This is a genomic window from Paraburkholderia sp. RL17-368-BIF-A, assembly GCF_046054045.1.
GTDB lineage: Bacteria > Pseudomonadota > Gammaproteobacteria > Burkholderiales > Burkholderiaceae > Paraburkholderia > Paraburkholderia graminis.
On sequence record NZ_JARESN010000007.1, the window covers coordinates 281824 to 298763 of the forward strand.

At 62.5% G+C, this 16940-nt stretch carries 18 protein-coding genes, 1 tRNA gene and 2 pseudogenes; 4 read left to right on the top strand and 17 right to left on the bottom strand.

The window, feature by feature from the left end; all coding sequences use genetic code 11:
- Positions 1-20: 20 nt before the first annotated feature.
- The 10 genes and pseudogenes from P0D87_RS15135 to P0D87_RS15180 all read right to left on the bottom strand — a co-directional run bounded on the left by P0D87_RS15135 (position 21) and on the right by P0D87_RS15180 (position 8405).
- Positions 21-1217, bottom strand: a pseudogene (locus P0D87_RS15135) (pyridoxal phosphate-dependent aminotransferase).
- A 152-nt stretch (positions 1218-1369) separates the two neighbouring features.
- Complete coding sequence (gene nusB, locus P0D87_RS15140; RefSeq protein ID WP_006050160.1) at positions 1370-1804, bottom strand: transcription antitermination factor NusB; 435 nt, start codon at positions 1802-1804, stop codon at positions 1370-1372.
- Complete coding sequence (gene ribH, locus P0D87_RS15145; protein ID WP_006050161.1) at positions 1801-2307, bottom strand: 6,7-dimethyl-8-ribityllumazine synthase; 507 nt, start codon at positions 2305-2307, stop codon at positions 1801-1803. Before ribH ends, nusB begins: the two co-directional genes overlap by 4 nt.
- 48 nt (positions 2308-2355) lie before the next feature.
- Complete coding sequence (gene ribBA, locus P0D87_RS15150; protein ID WP_006050162.1) at positions 2356-3492, bottom strand: bifunctional 3,4-dihydroxy-2-butanone-4-phosphate synthase/GTP cyclohydrolase II; 1137 nt, start codon at positions 3490-3492, stop codon at positions 2356-2358.
- Positions 3493-3682: 190 nt separating this feature from the next.
- A complete protein-coding gene (locus P0D87_RS15155) occupies positions 3683-3997 on the bottom strand; it encodes a CcdB family protein (protein WP_006050163.1) in 315 nt (104 codons plus the stop codon).
- Entirely contained in the window at positions 3997-4233 is a 237-nt protein-coding gene (locus P0D87_RS15160) for a type II toxin-antitoxin system CcdA family antitoxin (RefSeq protein ID WP_149029194.1), read from the bottom strand. The genes P0D87_RS15155 and P0D87_RS15160 overlap by 1 nt, the downstream gene beginning before the upstream one ends.
- A gap of 287 nt (positions 4234-4520) precedes the next feature.
- Positions 4521-5135: a riboflavin synthase gene (locus P0D87_RS15165; protein WP_006050165.1), complete on the bottom strand. Its 615-nt coding sequence runs from the start codon at positions 5133-5135 to the stop codon at positions 4521-4523.
- 15 nt (positions 5136-5150) lie between these two features.
- Entirely contained in the window at positions 5151-6308 is a 1158-nt protein-coding gene (gene ribD, locus P0D87_RS15170; RefSeq protein ID WP_029967988.1) for a bifunctional diaminohydroxyphosphoribosylaminopyrimidine deaminase/5-amino-6-(5-phosphoribosylamino)uracil reductase RibD, read from the bottom strand.
- Positions 6309-6366: 58 nt separating this feature from the next.
- Complete coding sequence (gene hemL, locus P0D87_RS15175) at positions 6367-7650, bottom strand: glutamate-1-semialdehyde 2,1-aminomutase (RefSeq protein ID WP_006050167.1); 1284 nt, start codon at positions 7648-7650, stop codon at positions 6367-6369.
- 166 nt (positions 7651-7816) lie between these two features.
- Positions 7817-8405: pseudogene (locus P0D87_RS15180) on the bottom strand (hypothetical protein).
- A gap of 250 nt (positions 8406-8655) precedes the next feature.
- Between P0D87_RS15180 and P0D87_RS15185 the strand changes: the two are divergent.
- Entirely contained in the window at positions 8656-9876 is a 1221-nt protein-coding gene (locus P0D87_RS15185) for a Bcr/CflA family multidrug efflux MFS transporter (protein WP_053858630.1), read from the top strand.
- Positions 9877-10038: 162 nt separating this feature from the next.
- Complete coding sequence (locus P0D87_RS15190) at positions 10039-10269, top strand: hypothetical protein (RefSeq protein WP_006050170.1); 231 nt, start codon at positions 10039-10041, stop codon at positions 10267-10269.
- A 24-nt stretch (positions 10270-10293) separates the two neighbouring features.
- On the opposite strand, the gene P0D87_RS15195 is transcribed toward P0D87_RS15190, so the two are convergent.
- From P0D87_RS15195 to rph, 7 genes are all read right to left on the bottom strand, one after another.
- Positions 10294-10725 (bottom strand): hypothetical protein, encoded by a 432-nt coding sequence (locus P0D87_RS15195; RefSeq protein WP_053858629.1) that lies wholly within the window; start codon positions 10723-10725, stop codon positions 10294-10296.
- Positions 10726-10765: 40 nt separating this feature from the next.
- Entirely contained in the window at positions 10766-11134 is a 369-nt protein-coding gene (locus P0D87_RS15200; RefSeq protein ID WP_053858628.1) for a hypothetical protein, read from the bottom strand.
- 12 nt (positions 11135-11146) lie between these two features.
- Positions 11147-11962 (bottom strand): hypothetical protein, encoded by an 816-nt coding sequence (locus tag P0D87_RS15205; RefSeq protein ID WP_082367027.1) that lies wholly within the window; start codon positions 11960-11962, stop codon positions 11147-11149.
- Positions 11963-12298: 336 nt separating this feature from the next.
- A tRNA-Ser gene (locus P0D87_RS15210) sits at positions 12299-12388 on the bottom strand.
- 55 nt (positions 12389-12443) lie between these two features.
- On the bottom strand, positions 12444-13673 hold the full coding sequence (hemW, locus tag P0D87_RS15215; RefSeq protein WP_006050172.1) for a radical SAM family heme chaperone HemW: 1230 nt from the start codon (positions 13671-13673) through the stop codon (positions 12444-12446).
- Complete coding sequence (gene rdgB / locus P0D87_RS15220) at positions 13670-14317, bottom strand: RdgB/HAM1 family non-canonical purine NTP pyrophosphatase (protein ID WP_006050173.1); 648 nt, start codon at positions 14315-14317, stop codon at positions 13670-13672. The genes hemW and rdgB overlap by 4 nt, the downstream gene beginning before the upstream one ends.
- The gene (rph, locus tag P0D87_RS15225) at positions 14310-15050 is read right to left on the bottom strand and encodes a ribonuclease PH (protein ID WP_006050174.1); all 741 of its coding nucleotides are present in this window, start codon (positions 15048-15050) and stop codon (positions 14310-14312) included. The genes rdgB and rph overlap by 8 nt, the downstream gene beginning before the upstream one ends.
- A gap of 220 nt (positions 15051-15270) precedes the next feature.
- Between rph and P0D87_RS15230 the strand changes: the two genes are divergently transcribed.
- Both P0D87_RS15230 and gmk read left to right on the top strand, forming a co-directional pair.
- On the top strand, positions 15271-16194 hold the full coding sequence (locus P0D87_RS15230) for a YicC/YloC family endoribonuclease (RefSeq protein ID WP_006050175.1): 924 nt from the start codon (positions 15271-15273) through the stop codon (positions 16192-16194).
- A gap of 17 nt (positions 16195-16211) precedes the next feature.
- The gene (gene gmk / locus P0D87_RS15235) at positions 16212-16895 is read left to right on the top strand and encodes a guanylate kinase (protein ID WP_006050176.1); all 684 of its coding nucleotides are present in this window, start codon (positions 16212-16214) and stop codon (positions 16893-16895) included.
- Positions 16896-16940: the final 45 nt, after the last annotated feature.

Below are 16940 nucleotides of genomic sequence, written 5' to 3' on the forward strand. Positions count from 1 at the left end.
GCATCAGCCGCCACACCTCGCTACTTCCGCCCAAAAAGCCCCGCAAGGCGCTCGACCGCTTCCTCGAGCTTCGGATACGCGGTGGCATACGACAGCCGGATATATTGCTTCGGCGCATGCGTGCCGAAGTCCATGCCCGGCACCAGCACGACGCCCGCGTCGTGCAGCATCGCCTTGGTGAGCGCCGAACTGTCGCCGGCGGCAGGGTGATTGACGGTCCCGCAGTCGGCGTACACGTAGAACGCGCCGTCGGGCATGACCGGCACCGTGAAGCCGAGCGATTGCAAGGCCGGCGCGATGAAATCGCGGCGTCGCTTGAACTCGAGACGGCGCGCTTCGTAAGTCGCGATGGTTTGCGGTTCGAAGCACGCGAGCGCCGCGTGCTGCGCCAACGCCGACGCGCAGATGAAGAGGTTCTGCGCCAACTTCTCGAACGCGCTCACCATGCCCGGCGGGACCACGAGCCAGCCGAGGCGTCAGCCGGTCATGTTGAAGTACTTCGAGAAGCTGTTGACGGTGATCACATCCTCGCCGTATGACAGCGCGGAGATGGGCTTCGCGTCGTAGCTCAAGCCCTGGTAGATTTCGTCGACGATCGTGAAGCCGCCGCGCGAGCGCACCGCCTTGACAATGCGCTCGAGTTCGGCCGGTTCGATCGAAGTGCCGGTCGGATTGGACGGCGACGCGAGCAGCACGCCGCGCGTGCGCTCGTTCCACAGCCGTTCGACGTCGGCGGCGGTCAACTGGAAGCGTTCGGCAGGGCCGCTTGGCACCATCACCGGCTTGCCTTCGGCGGCGATCACGAAATGGCGGTTGCACGGGTAGCAGGGGTCGGGCATCAGCACTTCGTCGTCGCGGTCGACCAGGGCCGCGCACGCCAGCAGCAACGCCGCCGACGCGCCCGCGGTCACCACGATTCGCGCAGGATCGACGTTGACGCCGTAGACCTCCGCGTAGTGCGCCGAAATCGCTTCACGCAGTGTGTGCAGGCCGAGCGCGCTGGTGTATTGCGTGACGCCGCGGCGCAGCGCGTTCGCGGCTGCCTCGATGACCGGTTCCGGCGCGGTGAAGTCCGGTTCGCCGATCCCCATGTGAATGATGTCGCGCCCCTCGCGCTCGAGAAGCGCGGCCTCTTTGGCCAGCTCCATCACGTAGAAAGGCTGAATGGAGTCGACGCGTGCGGCGAGCCGCATAAGAGGTTCGGTCACGGAGTTCATTCGATTAAATCCAGTTCAAAAGCAGAAACCGGACGGCGCCTCGCGCGTTGACACATGCGCACGGCGGTGTCCTTACAGCGATTCGTTCCAATCCGGCCGATGCGCGGCTGCGGCAGCGGCGTTGCGCACCTAAGCCCGCCGCATTCCGACGCCTAGCGCTTGCGAGCCGCTTCGATCTCCGCCGCGCGCAGCTTGGCAGCCAGCTTGTCCAGCACGCCGTTCACGTACTTGTAGCCGTCCACGCCGCCAAACGTCTTGGCGAGCTCGACGGCTTCATTGATCACCACGCGATAAGGAATGTCGACGTGATTCTTCAGCTCGAATGCGGCGACCAGCAGCACCGCGCGTTCGACCGGCGACAACTGCTCGATCGGACGGTCGAGACACGGAGCGATGTCGGCCGACAGCGCCTCCGAATCGCGGATCACGCCGTGCAGAATCGCGTCCAGATGCTCATGATCCGCTTTGTCGAAGCCCTGCGCGCCGCGCAGTTGCGCGTCGATCTCACCGCCGGGCGAACCCGACAGCAGCCACTGATAAAGCCCCTGCGTGGCCAGTTCGCGGGAGCGTCGGCGTGCGCTCTTCATGCCTCTTCCTCTTCTTCGTCTTCTTCTTCGTCGTCGCCGCCCAACTGTTCGAGCGCGACCGCCAGATTCGCCATTTCGACGGCGACGCGCGCCGCGTCACGGCCCTTTTCGGTCATGCGGGCGACCGCTTGCTCGTCGTTTTCCGTGGTCAGCACGGCATTGGCCACGGGGATGCCGAAGTCGAGGCCGATGCGCGTGATGCCCGCGCCGCTTTCGTTCGACACCAGTTCGAAGTGATACGTCTCGCCGCGAATGACCGCGCCGAGCGCGATCAGCGCGTCGAATTGCGCGCTTTCGGCGAGCTTCTGAAGCGCGAGCGGGATTTCGAGCGCGCCAGGCACCGTGACGAGCAGCACGTCTTCGCCCGTCACGCCGAGGCGTTCCAGTTCCTCGATGCACGAGTCCGCGAGGCCGTTGCAGACCGGTTCGTTAAAACGCGCCTGGACGATGCCGATGCGCAGTCCGTCGCCGTCGAGGTTCGGTTGGTATTGTCCGATTTCCATGTGAATTCCGTAGTGTTTGAGTGGGCGCGAGGCGCGTGAATGGCCGGATCAGCCTTGTTGCGGAGTCTCTGCGATACCGCCGGGCATGGGTACGAAACCGGTGACTTCGAGACCGTACCCCGACATGCTGCCCAGCTTGCGCGGGTTCGACAGCACCTGCATCTTGCCGACGCCGAGCTCGCGCAAAATCTGCGCGCCGATGCCGTATGTCTTGAAGTCGACTGGCCGCCGCTTGAGCGCGTCTGCTTTTTCCTTCGAATCGAACGCCTTGAACACGTCAATCAAATGCTCTTTCGAGTCGCCGCAATTGAGCAGCACGATCACGCCGAGTTCGCGCGAGGCGATCTCTTTCATGGCTGCGTCGAGCGTCCAGGAATGCGTGGATTCGCCGACTTCGAGCAGATCGAGCACCGAAAGCGGCTCATGCACTCGCACAGGCGTGTTCTGCTCGGGCGTCGGCGTGCCGCGCACGAGCGCGATGTGCGGCTGGCCGCTCGGCTGGTCCAGATACATGACCGCGCGAAACGCGCCGTGCGCCGTCTGCATGGTGCGCTCGCAAATGCGTTCGACGATCGACTCCGTGCGACTGCGATAGTGAATCAGATCCGCGATCGTGCCGACTTTCAGGTTGTGCTGTTTTGCGAACTCCATCAGGTCGGGCAGGCGCGCCATCGTGCCGTCGTCGTTAATGACTTCGCAGATCACCGCGGCCGGCGTGAGACCGGCCAGCGCGGTCAGGTCGCAGCCAGCTTCCGTGTGGCCGGCGCGCACGAGCACGCCGCCCGGCTGGGCCATGATCGGGAACACGTGGCCCGGCTGCACGATGTGCTCGGCCTTCGCGTCCGGCGCGACGGCGGCGGCGATGGTGCGGGCGCGGTCGGCGGCCGAAATGCCCGTCGTGACGCCTTCCGCCGCCTCGATGCTCACGGTGAACGCGGTGCCGTACTGCGTGCCGTTGCGATACGTCATGAGCGGCAGATTGAGCGACTTGCAGCGTTCCTGCGTGAGCGTCAGACAGATCAGGCCGCGGCCGTAGCGGGCCATGAAATTGATCGCTTCCGGCGTGACGAATTCAGCGGCGAGCACGAGGTCGCCCTCGTTTTCGCGGTCTTCTTCGTCGACGAGGATCACCATACGGCCGGCTTTGAGTTCGGCGATGATCTCTGGAGTGGAGGCGAGCGTCATGGTGGCGAGTTTTTCGGGAAAGCGCGTATTTTACGCCACGCGCGGTCCCAAGTCGCCTCCGCCGGATGGCATAGGCCGTTTGGCCGACTGGCGATGCGGCGTCGACAGTTGTTATGCTCGGCGAAACGATGGAAGACCGTCCTGGGGACCCTCTTTAGCGAGGCATACGTAGGTGCCAACGCTGAAAGGTTCACCATCCGCCAAATAATCGGTCTAGCGCCGACATGATTTCGTCTTGCCGATGTACGAGCGAGCTAACTGGCTTGGTCAGCGCGCTCCGTGGGACTGCAGCGAGTGTCGGCGTATCGAGCATGCACTCAATACCCTCGATGATGAACACGGGGATCAGATCCGGCGGAAGCGGTACCGGGGCAATCCGGTCCAAGCGGCGTAGCGGGACGACCACGCGGGTCGCCAATCCAGACAGATGATTTCCCTGGACCTCGACGACATATGGCGTACCCAAGTGTCCACTCGGGTTTGAGAAGACGTCGAAGCGGGCCATCAGAACGTCCGGTACTGCGCAAGCGGGAGGCCGTCGCGCTCGACCATGTCGTTATAAGCCTGAATAAAGTCCGCAAATTTGATCGCCCACTGGCGGTCCTTTTCGGCCTGTACCGCCTGCCGGATGGCTCGCTCGCATGTCTGCGAAAAGTTGATGCCCAGTTCCTTGGCGTCCTTGTAGACGTCCTCGGGGAGGCTGATGTTGGTGGCTCGGCGCGGGCTGGTGTCCGTTGTCATGTGTCGCATGTCGGTCCCTCTCATGTGGGAGTTTATGCGCATTGTAGCCCACACGAACGTGTTGTGCTCCCGGTGCTCATGCCGACTTGGCCAAGGTCCGCCGCGTAGCAACCAGCAGCCCTTCTTTCATCGCGACTTTGCACTGCACCAAAGTTAGTGGCCGAGCGGGTGAACAAAGGCTGGCGACGAACTTTTGAGCCTCGTGGGGCTAGAAAGCCGTATGGCTGCGCGAAGCCAACGTCGTGCTCGCCGGCCGTGCTCATCGTGATCCATGACGCCACTGCCACTTACTTCGGCGCGTTCAACATCCGCTCCACATACCGCGCAATCAGATCGATTTCCAGATTCACCGGCGTACCTTCACGCAGATGCTTGAGCGCGGTGACTTCCACCGTGTGGGGAATGAGATTGATCGAGAACTCGCAGCCATCGTCGCGATCTTTAACCGAGTTGACGGTCAGGCTCACGCCGTTGACAGTGATAGAACCCTTGTACGCCAGATAGCGGCCGATCTCGCGCGGCGCCAGCACGCGCAGTTCGTGAGATTCGCCGACCGGCGCGAAGTGGGTGACCGTGCCCAGGCCGTCCACGTGACCGGAGACGATGTGGCCGCCCAGCCGGTCATGCGCGCGCAGCGCCTTTTCCAGGTTCACTTCGCCGACTTCGCCGAGACCCGCCGTGCAGTTCAGGCTTTCGCGCGACACGTCCACTTCGAACGAATGGTCGGTTTTCGCGACCACCGTCATGCACGCGCCCTGAATGGTGATGCTGTCGCCGAGCTGCACGTCGGCGAGGTCCAGGCCGCCGGCTTCCACGCTCAGACGCACGCCCGCGTCGCCGTTCGTGCCGAGCGGCTTGACTGACTCGATGCGGCCCACTGCCGCGACGATTCCTGTGAACATCGTACTAATCCTCGATCAAAACGAAACGGGTGGGGACGCGGCGTCGGTGTCGCTTGCCGTGGCGCCGGCGGGCACGAGGCGCGCGAGAATCCGCAGGTCCTCGCCGATCCGCTCGACGTTGTGAAACGCCAGCTTGACGCGGCCTTCCAGGGTTTCGGGCGCGCCCAGATTGAACATGCTCATGGAGTCGATGCCGAGCAGGCTCGGCGCGAGATACACGAGCAGTTCGTCGACGCAGCCTTCGCGCAGCAGCGAGCCGTTCAGCTTGTAGCCTGCCTCGACGTGCAGTTCGTTCACCTGGCGCTCGCCAAGCACTTTCAGCATGCCGGGCAGATCGACCTTGCCGGCTGCGTTGGCCATCTGGACGATCTCCGCGCCGCGCTCGCGCAGCGCCTCTGCGCGTTCGCGATGCCGTTCATCCAGGTTGCCGCAGAAAATCAGCGTCGGCGCGCCGGCGAGAATCTGCGCGTGCGGCGACACCTCCAGCTGACTGTCGATCAGCACGCGTTGCGGCTGGCGGGGCGTGTCGACGGCGCGCACCGTCATGCGCGGATCGTCTTCCCTGACCGTGCCGATGCCCGTCAGAATCGCCGACGCACGCGCACGCCACGCATGGCCGTCGGCACGCGCTGCTTCGCCGGTGATCCACTGGCTGACGCCGGAAGGCAAGCCGGTGCGGCCGTCGAGCGAGGCCGCCACTTTCATGCGCACCCACGGCCGGCCGCGCGTCATGCGCGACACGAAGCCGATGTTCAACTCATGCGCTTCGTTGGCGAGCAGGCCGCAGCGCACCTCGATGCCCGCATCGCGCAAAATCGCGAGGCCGCGTCCCGACACCTGCGGATTCGGGTCTTCCATCGCGGCGACCACGCGCGCGACCTGCGCTTCGATTAGCGCGTTCGCGCAAGGCGGCGTGCGGCCAAAATGGCTGCACGGCTCGAGCGTGACGTAAGCGGTCGCGCCGCGCAGATCGTGACCGCGCGAACGCGCGTCTTTCATCGCGCGGATTTCAGCGTGGTCCTGGCCGGCCGGCTGCGTGAATCCTTCGCCGATGACTTCGCCGTTCTTGACGATCACGCAACCCACGCGCGGATTCGGGTCGGTCGTGTACATGCCGCGCCTGGCCAGCGCGAGCGCACGTTCCATGTGGACGAAGTCGGTTTGCGAGAACATCGGTGCCTGGTTGAGTGCGGGTGACGGGGCGGTGGCGTGTGCGGTCAGTACGTTCAGCTCAGGCAGTCAGCGACGCAAATGCGCCACGCGCTGCTTCGATCGTGGCGTCGACGATAGCGTCGTCGTGAGCAATCGAAACGAAGCCCGCCTCATATGCGGACGGCGCGAAGTAGACGCCCGCGTCGAGCATCTTGTGGAAGAACGCGTTAAAGCGCGGCACGTCGCTCTTCGTGACTTCGGCGAAGCTCGTCGGAATGGACTCGGTGAAGTAAAGCCCGAACATGCCGCCGAGCGAATCCGCCGCGAACGGCACATTGGCTTCGCGCGCGACTTTCGTCAGACCTTGCGCGAGACGGGCAGTGCGCGCGGCGAGCGTGTCGTAGAAGCCCGGCGCCTGGATCAGTTGCAGCGTTTTCAGGCCCGCGGCCACCGCGATCGGATTGCCCGACAAGGTGCCCGCCTGATAGACGCCGCCGAGCGGCGCGAGGTGAGCCATGATGTCGCGCCGTCCGCCGAAGGCCGCCGCCGGCATGCCGCCGCCGATCACTTTGCCGAGGCACGTCAGGTCCGGCGTGATGCCGTAGACCTGTTGCGCACCGCCGAGCGCGACACGAAAGCCGCACATCACTTCGTCGAAAATCAGCACCGAGCCGTACTCTGTGCACAGGCGCCGCAATGCTTGCAGGAACTCGGGCGTCGCGCGCACGAGGTTCATGTTGCCCGCGACCGGCTCGACGATCACCGAGGCAATCTCGTTGCCGAACGCCTTGAACGCTTCTTCGAGCGCCGCGACGTTGTTGTATTCGAGAACCGTGGTGTGCTTCGCGATGTCCACCGGCACGCCCGCCGACGTCGGATTGCCGAACGTCAAAAGGCCCGAGCCGGCTTTCACGAGCAGGCTGTCCGCGTGGCCGTGATAGCAGCCTTCGAATTTGACGATGCGGCTGCGATTCGTGAAGCCGCGCGCGAGACGCAGTGCGCTCATGGTTGCCTCGGTGCCGCTCGACACCATGCGCACCTGTTCGATCGACGGCACGAGCTTGCAGATTTCCTCGGCGATTTCGATTTCCGATTCGGTGGGCGCGCCGAACGAGAAGCCATTGGCCAGCACGCGCTGCACGGCTTCGAGCACTTCCGGGTGAACATGACCCAGGATCATCGGGCCCCAGGAGCCGATGTAGTCGATATAACGCTGGCCGTCGGCGTCCCAGAAGTAAGGCCCTTGCGCGCGTTCGATGAAGCGCGGCGTGCCGCCGACGGAGCGGAATGCCCGGACCGGCGAATTCACGCCGCCGGGAATGGTGCGTTGCGCGCGCTCGAAAAGGGTTTGATTTTTGGACATGGCGATGACTGGATTGGGTTGCGCGGCGGCGCGGTTTGCTTGCGGGCGAGTCGCGCGGCGCCGGAGTAGGTGAGGAAATTGTACCGGAGTCGGTGTCTGAAGGCTTTGGGCGGCTGTGCGGACTTTGCGCGGCTTTTGCGCGCGGGCGCGGCGTTCAGGCGCACTCTCAGCGCTGCGACGGGCGCTTACGGGCCGGCGCCCTGGCAGGCTCGCTGGCAGGCGGCGCGTTGGCGCCGGCTAGCTTCGCGTGCGCAGCATGCGCCGTTACCTTGCTCGAACGCACTGGACCGGATGGCGCGTCGACTGCAGGCGGCTTGCGCTTTCCCGTGAGTTCGGCCCAACGCTTCTCGAGCGCGCCTTCGGCAATCGGTTTGATCACTGTGCCGGAACTTTGCGCGTCCCACGTCTGCACTGAGAATGGATGTACGCGCAACATGTCGCGAGGAATCACCACGTTCTGATGCGCATCCACAAGCCAGTCATACACGAAGTCGATGCATAAACGATAGCCGCGCTTCGTCGCGGAATCGGGGACCTCGTAGGGCGCGCGCGTCACGTAGCCCGAGCCGAAAATGCCCTTCGGTTCCATCGCGACGCGATGCAGAAACACGCGATCGCCAGGCAGGATGCCGCGGGCAAATCCGCAGCCCCAGACGTCGGCGACCGCGATGCCCGCGGCGACGCGTTTCGCCACGTCGGGCAACTCCGGCCACGGCCATTTTTTTGGGGCTCCAGATCAACAGAAAGGCAGTCATTTCAGCGTTGCAGATCAGTCACGTTTTGAAGGCGTCGAGGGAATTTCGTACGACGCTCAAGGGTTCACGCGGCAGCTTAACCGATCGGCGGCACGCTTGCCGCGAGGCTTCGTCGAGTGCGAGTTGCTGCTCGCGTCGCGTGCCAGGCGCGGCACACGCGGTAAGCGTCGCGTACAATTCATCCGGTCAATGCCGGTCTTTCGTATCACCGCGCCGCCTCGTTAAGGACGCGCGCTTCACCTGGATTCCCATGTCTCATGTCACCGGACGCCGGCCAGATGGCCGGCTGATTCTGTTGCTCGGCGCGCTTGCCGCCTGCGGACCGATTTCGATCGACATGTATCTGCCGAGCTTGCCCACCATCGCGCAGGCATTTGCGATCGGCACGAGCGCGGCGCAGACCACGCTCACCAGTTTCATGTTCGGCTTTTCGATCGGCATGCTGCTTTATGGGCCGCTCTCGGATACCTATGGCCGCCGGCCCGTGCTGCTCGGCGGCATCATCATGTATGCGCTCGCGAGCATTGCGTGCACGCTGTCGTTCTCGATCGGCGCGCTGGTCATCTTTCGCTTCGTGCAGGCGCTGGGGGCAGGCGCGGCCTCCGTGCTCGCTCGCGCCATTGCGCGCGATGCGTACGGTCCGACCGACGCGGCTCGCGTGTTGTCGATGCTTGCCATCGTCACGTCGATCGGTCCGTTGCTCGCGCCGCTGATTGGCGGGCAATTGCTGCTGCTTGGCGGCTGGCGCGTCGTGTTTGTCGCGTTGACGCTGTTCGGCACCGTCTGCGCGATAACCGCGTTCCTCAAGGTGCCGGAAACCTGGCCGCGCGAGAAGCGCGCGCACTCGGTGCTCTTCAAGTCGTTTGCCGCGTACGGTCGATTGTTGCGCGATCCCGTCGCGTGGGGGCACATGTTGTGCGGGGGCATGGCGTTCGCGTCGATGTTCGCGTACATCACGGCGACGCCGTTTGTGTACATCGAATATTTTCACGTGTCGGCGCAGCACTATGGCTTTTTGTTTGCGCTGAACATCGTCGGCATCATGTTCGGCAACTTCATGAATACGCGGCTCGTCGGCCAACTCGGGTCATTGCCGATCATTTCGTTTGCCGCGACCGTGAGTTGCATCGCGTCGCTGTTCGTCTGCCTCGTCTCGTTGACGGGCTGGGGCGGGTTGTGGTCGATCGTAGCGGGGCTCTTCTTCGTGGTCGGCGTGGTGGGTTTGCTGTCGGCCAATTGCACGACCGATCTGATGCATCGCTATCCGGCCAACGCGGGCGCGGCGGCCGCGGTGTTCGGCGCGATGCAACTGGCGCTCGGCGCGCTGTCGAGTCTCGCGGTCGGCCTCTGGACCGATGTCTCGCCGAAGGGCATGGGCATTGTGGTCGGCGTGGCGGGGACGCTGTGTTATGTCGGCCGCATTCTGGTCGTCAGATGGCATGGAACGAAGGCGCCCGTGGCTGTCGTTTGAATGCAGCGTCATGGTGACGGCGTGTTATTGACTTTGGCTGTGTGTCGGCGGGGCCGGCGTGCAGCGTGCATCTAGCGGAAAACACCAGGTGTTGCGCGCACGCGACCTTGCGTTTGAATTTGCATTGCTATGATGAGGTCACTGTTCCTCGGAGCGGCAATCATGGCGATCAGAGATTTGATGAACGGCGAGCGGCAACATGCGGCATTCGCCGAAGCGCAGAAGCTGGCCGACAGCGGCGCCTATCACGATTACACGGACATCGAATACGTATTGCGCTTTGATTATGGCTTGACCGATGTATCGACGCTGCTCGACAGTCAGTTGATGCATCGCGATCTCAACCGGCGTTGTGCGGACGCGCGGGAGAGGGTCGAGGCGGTGAGTGTTTGATGGGGGCTGCTCGTGGGCGAGCGATCATCGCTTGAGCGAAACGGACTCGCACAAGACAGCTAGTTCTGCACCGCATGATGGTTCAAGAACGAACAGCGCCCGTCGGCCGGCTCGGAAATCGCTGATGTACTCTTCGCCTTTGTCTTCAGATATGGCGGGGGCCTTCGAGTCATCGCGACTGTTGATCCACTGAACCCACGTGCGAACCTCAGCCGACGTAAAGGCATATCTCGGCGAAATGAGAAGCCGTGACGCAACGTTCTGTCCGGCGAAATCAACCATGCGTTGGCCTATCACGCCCGAAAACCTGAGCACCTCCACTTCTCCGCCAACCCGTCGAAAGCGAAGCTCGAGCGAGCGCGTCTCAGGATCGTGCTCGATGCCGAACAGCTCGGCATCGTGAAAGCTCGGGAAGTCTGTAACGATTCGAAGCTCGGTGTATCTACCTGTATTCATACACGCTCCTTTAAAGCTCAGGGTAACAAACCGTCCACCCTTATCCGGCGATAGGTTCGACCGTCAGCGAATCGAACTCAATGAGCAACTCTGCGCCAAGCGTCGCGGTGATCGATGCAATGTTTTTCCTGGGCTTGTTTTGCCCCCACGGATACGATTTATCCAACGCATCCAACGCTCGCTTGTATTCCTCGGTTTCGAAATCCGTTAATACAGCCATCGAGTAAATGATGTTCTGTATTAGAAAGTCGTTTACGAGGCACCGCGACGCCCCGCTGAGAATCACACGGGCGTGATCCTTCTTGTTGTCGAACATCAAACGTAGCTCTATCTCGGCGGTGTCCCGATCGGCGGACATTCCGAGCAAATACCAGTCATGGAACGACTCATACTTTTTGATTGCTTCCATTGCATACGTCCTTTACGGATTCCAGGGGCTGAACGGCACTACGTTGTCACCACCGTCTCTAGCACTGCCAGTCCAGTTGTGGGCATGAGGTCGTAGACCATTGTGGACATGGTCGAAATCGAGGTCGACGACGGGATTGCCATCGTTGCCAAACAGTCGCATTTGTCGGCTGCCTGGATTGGTGTACCACGTCCCGGGCTCGCCGTCGTTTGGGGTCTTTGCCAGATCAAATACATCACCGTCCGGCATATCGGGCTGATAATCGAACGGCTGCGCATCGCCAAGCGGCGTAGCGGTTCCCGTGAGATCGCTCGCGGCGTGGGCCAGTGACGAAGGGGCCGCATTCGCATAGCGGGCTGCAACCGCATTAGCCCGGTCCACCATGTCGTTATAGCGGTCAATGTAAGCCGTCGCGGCATCGTAGGACATTCCGCAATCGTTCATTAACGAGCTGCGGAAGCTTGGGAGCCACTGGGGCTTCGGTGGCGGATTGCCGCCCGCGCCGCCTGTGCGCGATTGCTCGGCAATCAGAACAACACTCTCGCCGCGAATCATGGACTGCAATGTCTCTATGACCTCGAGGTCAGCGCCATTCTTTGCCAGCCGCTCGTGCCAATGGAAATTCGTCCCGAGAAAAGCACGGACTCTTCGAACGAGCGCGGTGTCCTTTGCCCATATATCGGCGTATGCGCGTTGGGAGAACTTCTTGCCTTCTTCAACCGCCTGTTTCTGCTCGGTGGAAAGAAAGATGCGCCCGCTCGCGTAGGCGTCTTTGCTGTACATCACCCAGCGTTGAAACGAATTTGTCTTTAGTTCGGTTCCACCCATCGCCAGCCCCGTCGCTTATGACGGCGTAACGCTAGCAGATTGCCGGAGACCTATGTTTTTGGGATATTCGCCGCTTTTTTTGCGGAGGGATCGGTCTGTCGGCACGCGCGCATCGGCGACAAACCCGACCGTCGTGGATCGGCCTTCGCGCTTGCGATATGGCAACTTCGATTGTCGCAATGGGTTCTAGCGAAGGGCTATGGACGCTCGCAGATCAAACCGACGGGTTATTGCAGAGCTGATCGCGAAGCGCTGCCCAAGGACGGGCAAAATGATGGACCAGTAAAAGCGGACCCCAACTAGCCACTTCAAGTTGTACGGGGCTTATCAGAATCCTGGCGGAGGCGGTGAGATTCGAACTCACGGAAGGATCACTCCTTCGCCGGTTTTCAAGACCGGTGCCTTAAACCACTCGGCCACACCTCCAAGCCGCAAATTGTAACCTGAAAAAACCTCGCTGCGGCGCTCGAGCCATCCGCATTCACTGCGGATCTTTCAGAAACAACGCCTGTAGATCGTTCAGAAACGCTTGCCCAAGCGGCGTCGGCGCAATCTTCTCGTGATCGCGCGTGATCAGCTTGCGGCGCTCCGCTTCCTGCAAAGCCGGCTCGATCGACGTCATCGGCAAACCCGTGCGTTCGATAAACCGATGCACCGGAAAACCTTCCACCAGCCGCAGCGCATTCAGCATGAATTCGAACGGCAGATCGCGCGGTCCGACTTCATGTTCTTCCTGCACCGCCGCGCCGGCTTTGGCCTGCTCGATAAACGTAGCCGGATGCTTATAACGCGCCTGGCGCAGCACGCGATTCGGAAACGACAGCTTCGTATGCGCGCCGGCGCCAATGCCCAGATAGTCGCCGAAACGCCAGTAGTTCAGATTGTGCTTGCTCTGCCGATGCGGCTTCGCATACGCGGACACTTCGTAGCGCTCATATCCCGCAGCCGACGTGCGTTCCTGAATCCAGTCCTGCATATCGGCGGATGCATCGTCGTCGGGCAGGGCGGGCGGAAACTTTGCGAACAGCGTGTTCGGTTCGAGCGTCAAGTGATAAAGCGAAAGATGCGGCGGCGCGAACGACAACGCGGTATCGATATCGGCCTGGCACTCGGCAAGCGTCTGCTGCGGAAGCGCGAACATCAGATCGAGATTGAAGTTATCGAACGTGGACGCGGCCACCTCGACGGCACGACGCGCTTGCGTCGAATCGTGAATGCGGCCGAGCGCTTTCAGATGGGCCTCATTGAAACTCTGTATCCCCACCGACAGCCGGTTCACACCGCTCGCGCGAAACTGAGCGAACTTCGCGGCCTCGAAGGTGCCGGGATTGGCTTCGAGCGTGATCTCGGCATCGGCGTCGAGCGGCAGCAGCGCGCGAATGTCCGACAGCATCCGGTCGAGTCCCGCCGCCGACAGCAAGCTCGGCGTACCTCCGCCGATAAACACCGTATGCACCTGCCGCCCCCACACAAGCGGCAGCGCCATCTCGAGATCGGCGCGCAACGCATCGAGATAATCGTTCTCGGGGAACGTGTCGCCCTTCCATTCGTGCGAGTTGAAATCGCAATACGGACACTTGCGCACGCACCACGGAAAGTGCACGTACAACGAAAGCGGCGGCAGCGACGTCAGCCGTATGCTGCCTGGCGACGTGAATGCCTTGATGACGCCATTGCCGACATCGGCGGGCGTCGGCTTGATCGGAATCACGCTTCCTCCGTCAGACGCGCGAGCAGTTGGCGCAACGCAATCGCGCGATGGCTGCTGGCGTTCTTCGCCGATGGCTCGAGCTCGGCGGCACTCGCGTTCAGCGACGGCAGGAAGAAGTACGGGTCGTAGCCGAAGCCATTCGAGCCGCGCGGCGCATCGAGAATCTCGCCGTGCCAGCGGCCTTCGGCGATCAGCGGCTCGGGGTCGTCCGCGTGACGCACGAGCGCGAGAACGCAGTAGTAATACGCGCGTCGATCGCTCTCGCCTTGCAATGCCGAAACCAGCCGCGCGTTATTCGCCGCGTCGCTTTTCTCGCCGCCGGCTAGCTGTGCGTAACGTGCCGAATAAACGCCCGGCGCACCGCGCAGCGCGCGCACGCAAAGACCGGAATCGTCGGCGAGGGCGGGCAGGCCGGTGAGCTTCGCGGCATGCCGCGCCTTGGTCAAAGCGTTTTCTACAAACGTGGGATGCGGCTCTTCCGCTTCCGGCACGCCCAACGCGCCTTGAGCAATCAACTCGATGCCGGCCGCGTCGAGCAGCGCTGCGAACTCGCGCAGCTTGCCCGCGTTATTCGACGCGAGCACGACCTTGTTCAACGACGAACTGGAACTAGCCGCGCCGTTGGCTTCACGAACTTCATTCACCTCGATACTCCAATGCTTCTTTCTGCTTCGCGATCAACGTGGCAATGCCGTCGCTCGCTAGATCGAGCAGCGCGTTCATTTCATCGCGCGAAAAAGGTACGCCTTCCGCGGTTCCCTGAATTTCCACGAAGCCGCCCGCGCCGGTCATGACGACGTTCATGTCGGTGTCGCATTGCGAGTCTTCGTCATAATCGAGATCGAGAACCGGCAGACCGTCGTACACTCCGACCGAAATGGCCGCGACGTAATCGCTGATCGGCGAGCTTTCGATGCGGCCCGCGGCCAGCAGTTTGCTCACCGCGTCGTGTGCGGCGACGAAAGCGCCGGTGATGCTCGCCGTGCGCGTGCCGCCGTCGGCCTGGATCACGTCGCAGTCGATATGCAGCGTGCGTGCGCCGAGTTTTTCCAGATCGAACACCGAGCGCAGCGCGCGGCCGATCAGACGCTGGATTTCCTGCGTGCGCCCGGTCTGTTTGCCGCGCGCGGCCTCGCGGTCGCTGCGCGTATGCGTGGCGCGCGGCAGCATGCCGTATTCGGCGGTGAGCCAGCCCTGGCCGCGATCGCGCAGAAACGAAGGCACGGTCTCGGCGATGCTCGCCGTGCAGATCACCTTGGTGTCGCCGAATTCGACCAGCACCGAGCCCTCCGCGTGCTTCGTGTAGTGGCGCGTGATGCGCACGTCGCGCAACTGATGGGCGAGGCGTCCGCTGGGGCGTTGAGTGGTGTCGGTCATGTGGATTGGGTCAGGAAGAAAGCGGGAGGGGAAAGCAGGATTTTACAGCCGATCGGGGCGCGCATGCGTCCGGCGGCTGGGCGCGTCGGCCGGGGCTCTACAAGGGGTCTCATCGACAAAAATGGGATAATGCCTGTTCACCGCCTCGCGTCTCGTACACGCCGGGCGATTCGACTCTTCGGCCATGCTTTTACGCAAGGCCACCATCGCGAGAAATACGATGATCTACAGCATGACTGGCTATGCGAGCGCGACACGCGAACTCGTCGCGGCTTCGGGCACGGGCGGCGTGAGCGTGTCGGTCGAACTGCGCACGGTGAATTCGCGCTTTCTCGACCTCAACTTCCGTATGCCGGAAGACGTGCGTGTGTGCGAACCCACGCTGCGCGAAATGCTGATGAACAAGCTGTCGCGCGGCAAGGTGGATATTCGCATCAATCTGCAGCGCAGCGAACAGACGGCGAACGCAGGCTCGATCAATCATGACGCACTGACGCAACTGGCGCTGCTCGAGCGCACCGTGCTCGCGACGTTTCCGGAAGCGGGCCGTCTGCGCAGCGGCGAAATTCTGCGCTGGCCGGGCGTGCTCGCCGAGACGGGCGTGGCACCGGACGTGTTGCGCGACGCCGTGCTCGCGTGCGGCAAGCAGGCGATTACCGATCTGATCGACGTGCGGGCCCGCGAAGGCGCGCAACTCGCGACGATGCTGCTCGCCAACGTCACGGAAATGGAAGCGATCGTCACGAAGATCACGCCGCTCGTGCCGGAGTTGATTACGAAGCATCAGCAGAAGATCGTCGAGCGCTTGCAGGAAGCGCTCGGCATTGCGGCGCCGGATACGGCCGCGACGATCGTGTCGCGCGAAGAGATCAACGAGCGGATTCGCCAGGAAGTGACGATGTACGGCATCCGTATCGACATCGCCGAAGAACTGTCGCGCCTCACGGCTCACCTGAACGAAACGCGTCACGTGATCCAGAAGGGCGGCAAGGTCGGCAAGCGGCTCGACTTCATGATGCAGGAGCTGAATCGCGAAGCGAACACGCTCGGCTCGAAGGCGGCGGCGAAAGAACTGGCGGATTCGTCGATGACGCTCAAGCTGCTCATCGAACAGATGCGCGAGCAGGTACAGAATCTGGAATAAGGCGGGAGCATCACAACATGACCGATCATCACACACGCGACAGCGGCGCGCCGCGCAACCCGTATGCCGGCGCATATCCCGGCAACCTGTTCATGGTCGTCGCGCCTTCGGGCGCCGGCAAGTCGACGCTCGTGAATGCGCTGCTCGCCCGCGACGAAGCGATCCGTCTGTCGATCTCGTACACGACGCGCCCGCCGCGTCCGAAGGAGCAGGACGGCGAGCACTATCACTTCACCACCGTCGACGATTTCATGCAGCGTCATGATGCCGGCGAGTTTCTCGAAAGCGCAGAAGTGCACGGCAACTACTACGGCACGTCGCGCGTGTGGATCGAGGAGCAGATGAAAAGCGGCCATGACGTGCTGCTCGAAATCGACTGGCAGGGCGCGCAGCAGGTGAAGAAGCAGTTTCATAACGCGGTCGAGATTTTCATCTTGCCGCCGTCGCTCGAAGCGCTCGAAGAGCGCCTGAAAAAGCGCGGCCAGGATGAGCCGAACGTCATCACGCGACGTCTGCTTGCGGCGGGCAGCGAGATGGCGCATGCGGCCGAAGCGGAGTACGTGGTGATCAACGAGAACTTCGATCGCGCGCTCAGCGAACTGCAGTGTCTCGTGGCCGCGACGCGTTCACGCTTCGCCTCGCAATACGCGCGTCATACGCAGCTTTTTGTGCAACTCGGCATTCACCTTCCGCACCCCTGAGCGCGGCGGCGATTCGAGCACATAAGGTAGAATAAGCAACATACT

Excerpts from the sequence above, each read along its gene's own strand:
- hemL (WP_006050167.1), bottom strand. The coding sequence starts at position 7,650 with ATGTCCAAAAATCAAACCCTTTTCGAGCGCGCGCAACGCACCATTCCC.
- ribD (WP_029967988.1), bottom strand. The coding sequence starts at position 6,308 with ATGTTCTCGCAAACCGACTTCGTCCACATGGAACGTGCGCTCGCGCTG.
- P0D87_RS15200 (WP_053858628.1), bottom strand. The coding sequence starts at position 11,134 with ATGGAAGCAATCAAAAAGTATGAGTCGTTCCATGACTGGTATTTGCTC.
- nusB (WP_006050160.1), bottom strand. The coding sequence starts at position 1,804 with ATGAAGAGCGCACGCCGACGCTCCCGCGAACTGGCCACGCAGGGGCTT.
- ribH (WP_006050161.1), bottom strand. The coding sequence starts at position 2,307 with ATGGAAATCGGACAATACCAACCGAACCTCGACGGCGACGGACTGCGC.
- ribBA (WP_006050162.1), bottom strand. The coding sequence starts at position 3,492 with ATGACGCTCGCCTCCACTCCAGAGATCATCGCCGAACTCAAAGCCGGC.
- rph (WP_006050174.1), bottom strand. The coding sequence starts at position 15,050 with ATGACCGACACCACTCAACGCCCCAGCGGACGCCTCGCCCATCAGTTG.
- P0D87_RS15185 (WP_053858630.1), top strand. The coding sequence starts at position 8,656 with ATGTCTCATGTCACCGGACGCCGGCCAGATGGCCGGCTGATTCTGTTG.
- P0D87_RS15205 (WP_082367027.1), bottom strand. The coding sequence starts at position 11,962 with ATGGGTGGAACCGAACTAAAGACAAATTCGTTTCAACGCTGGGTGATG.
- P0D87_RS15230 (WP_006050175.1), top strand. The coding sequence starts at position 15,271 with ATGATCTACAGCATGACTGGCTATGCGAGCGCGACACGCGAACTCGTC.
- P0D87_RS15160 (WP_149029194.1), bottom strand. The coding sequence starts at position 4,233 with ATGACAACGGACACCAGCCCGCGCCGAGCCACCAACATCAGCCTCCCC.
- P0D87_RS15165 (WP_006050165.1), bottom strand. The coding sequence starts at position 5,135 with ATGTTCACAGGAATCGTCGCGGCAGTGGGCCGCATCGAGTCAGTCAAG.
- gmk (WP_006050176.1), top strand. The coding sequence starts at position 16,212 with ATGACCGATCATCACACACGCGACAGCGGCGCGCCGCGCAACCCGTAT.
- P0D87_RS15195 (WP_053858629.1), bottom strand. The coding sequence starts at position 10,725 with ATGAATACAGGTAGATACACCGAGCTTCGAATCGTTACAGACTTCCCG.
- P0D87_RS15155 (WP_006050163.1), bottom strand. The coding sequence starts at position 3,997 with ATGGCCCGCTTCGACGTCTTCTCAAACCCGAGTGGACACTTGGGTACG.
- P0D87_RS15190 (WP_006050170.1), top strand. The coding sequence starts at position 10,039 with ATGGCGATCAGAGATTTGATGAACGGCGAGCGGCAACATGCGGCATTC.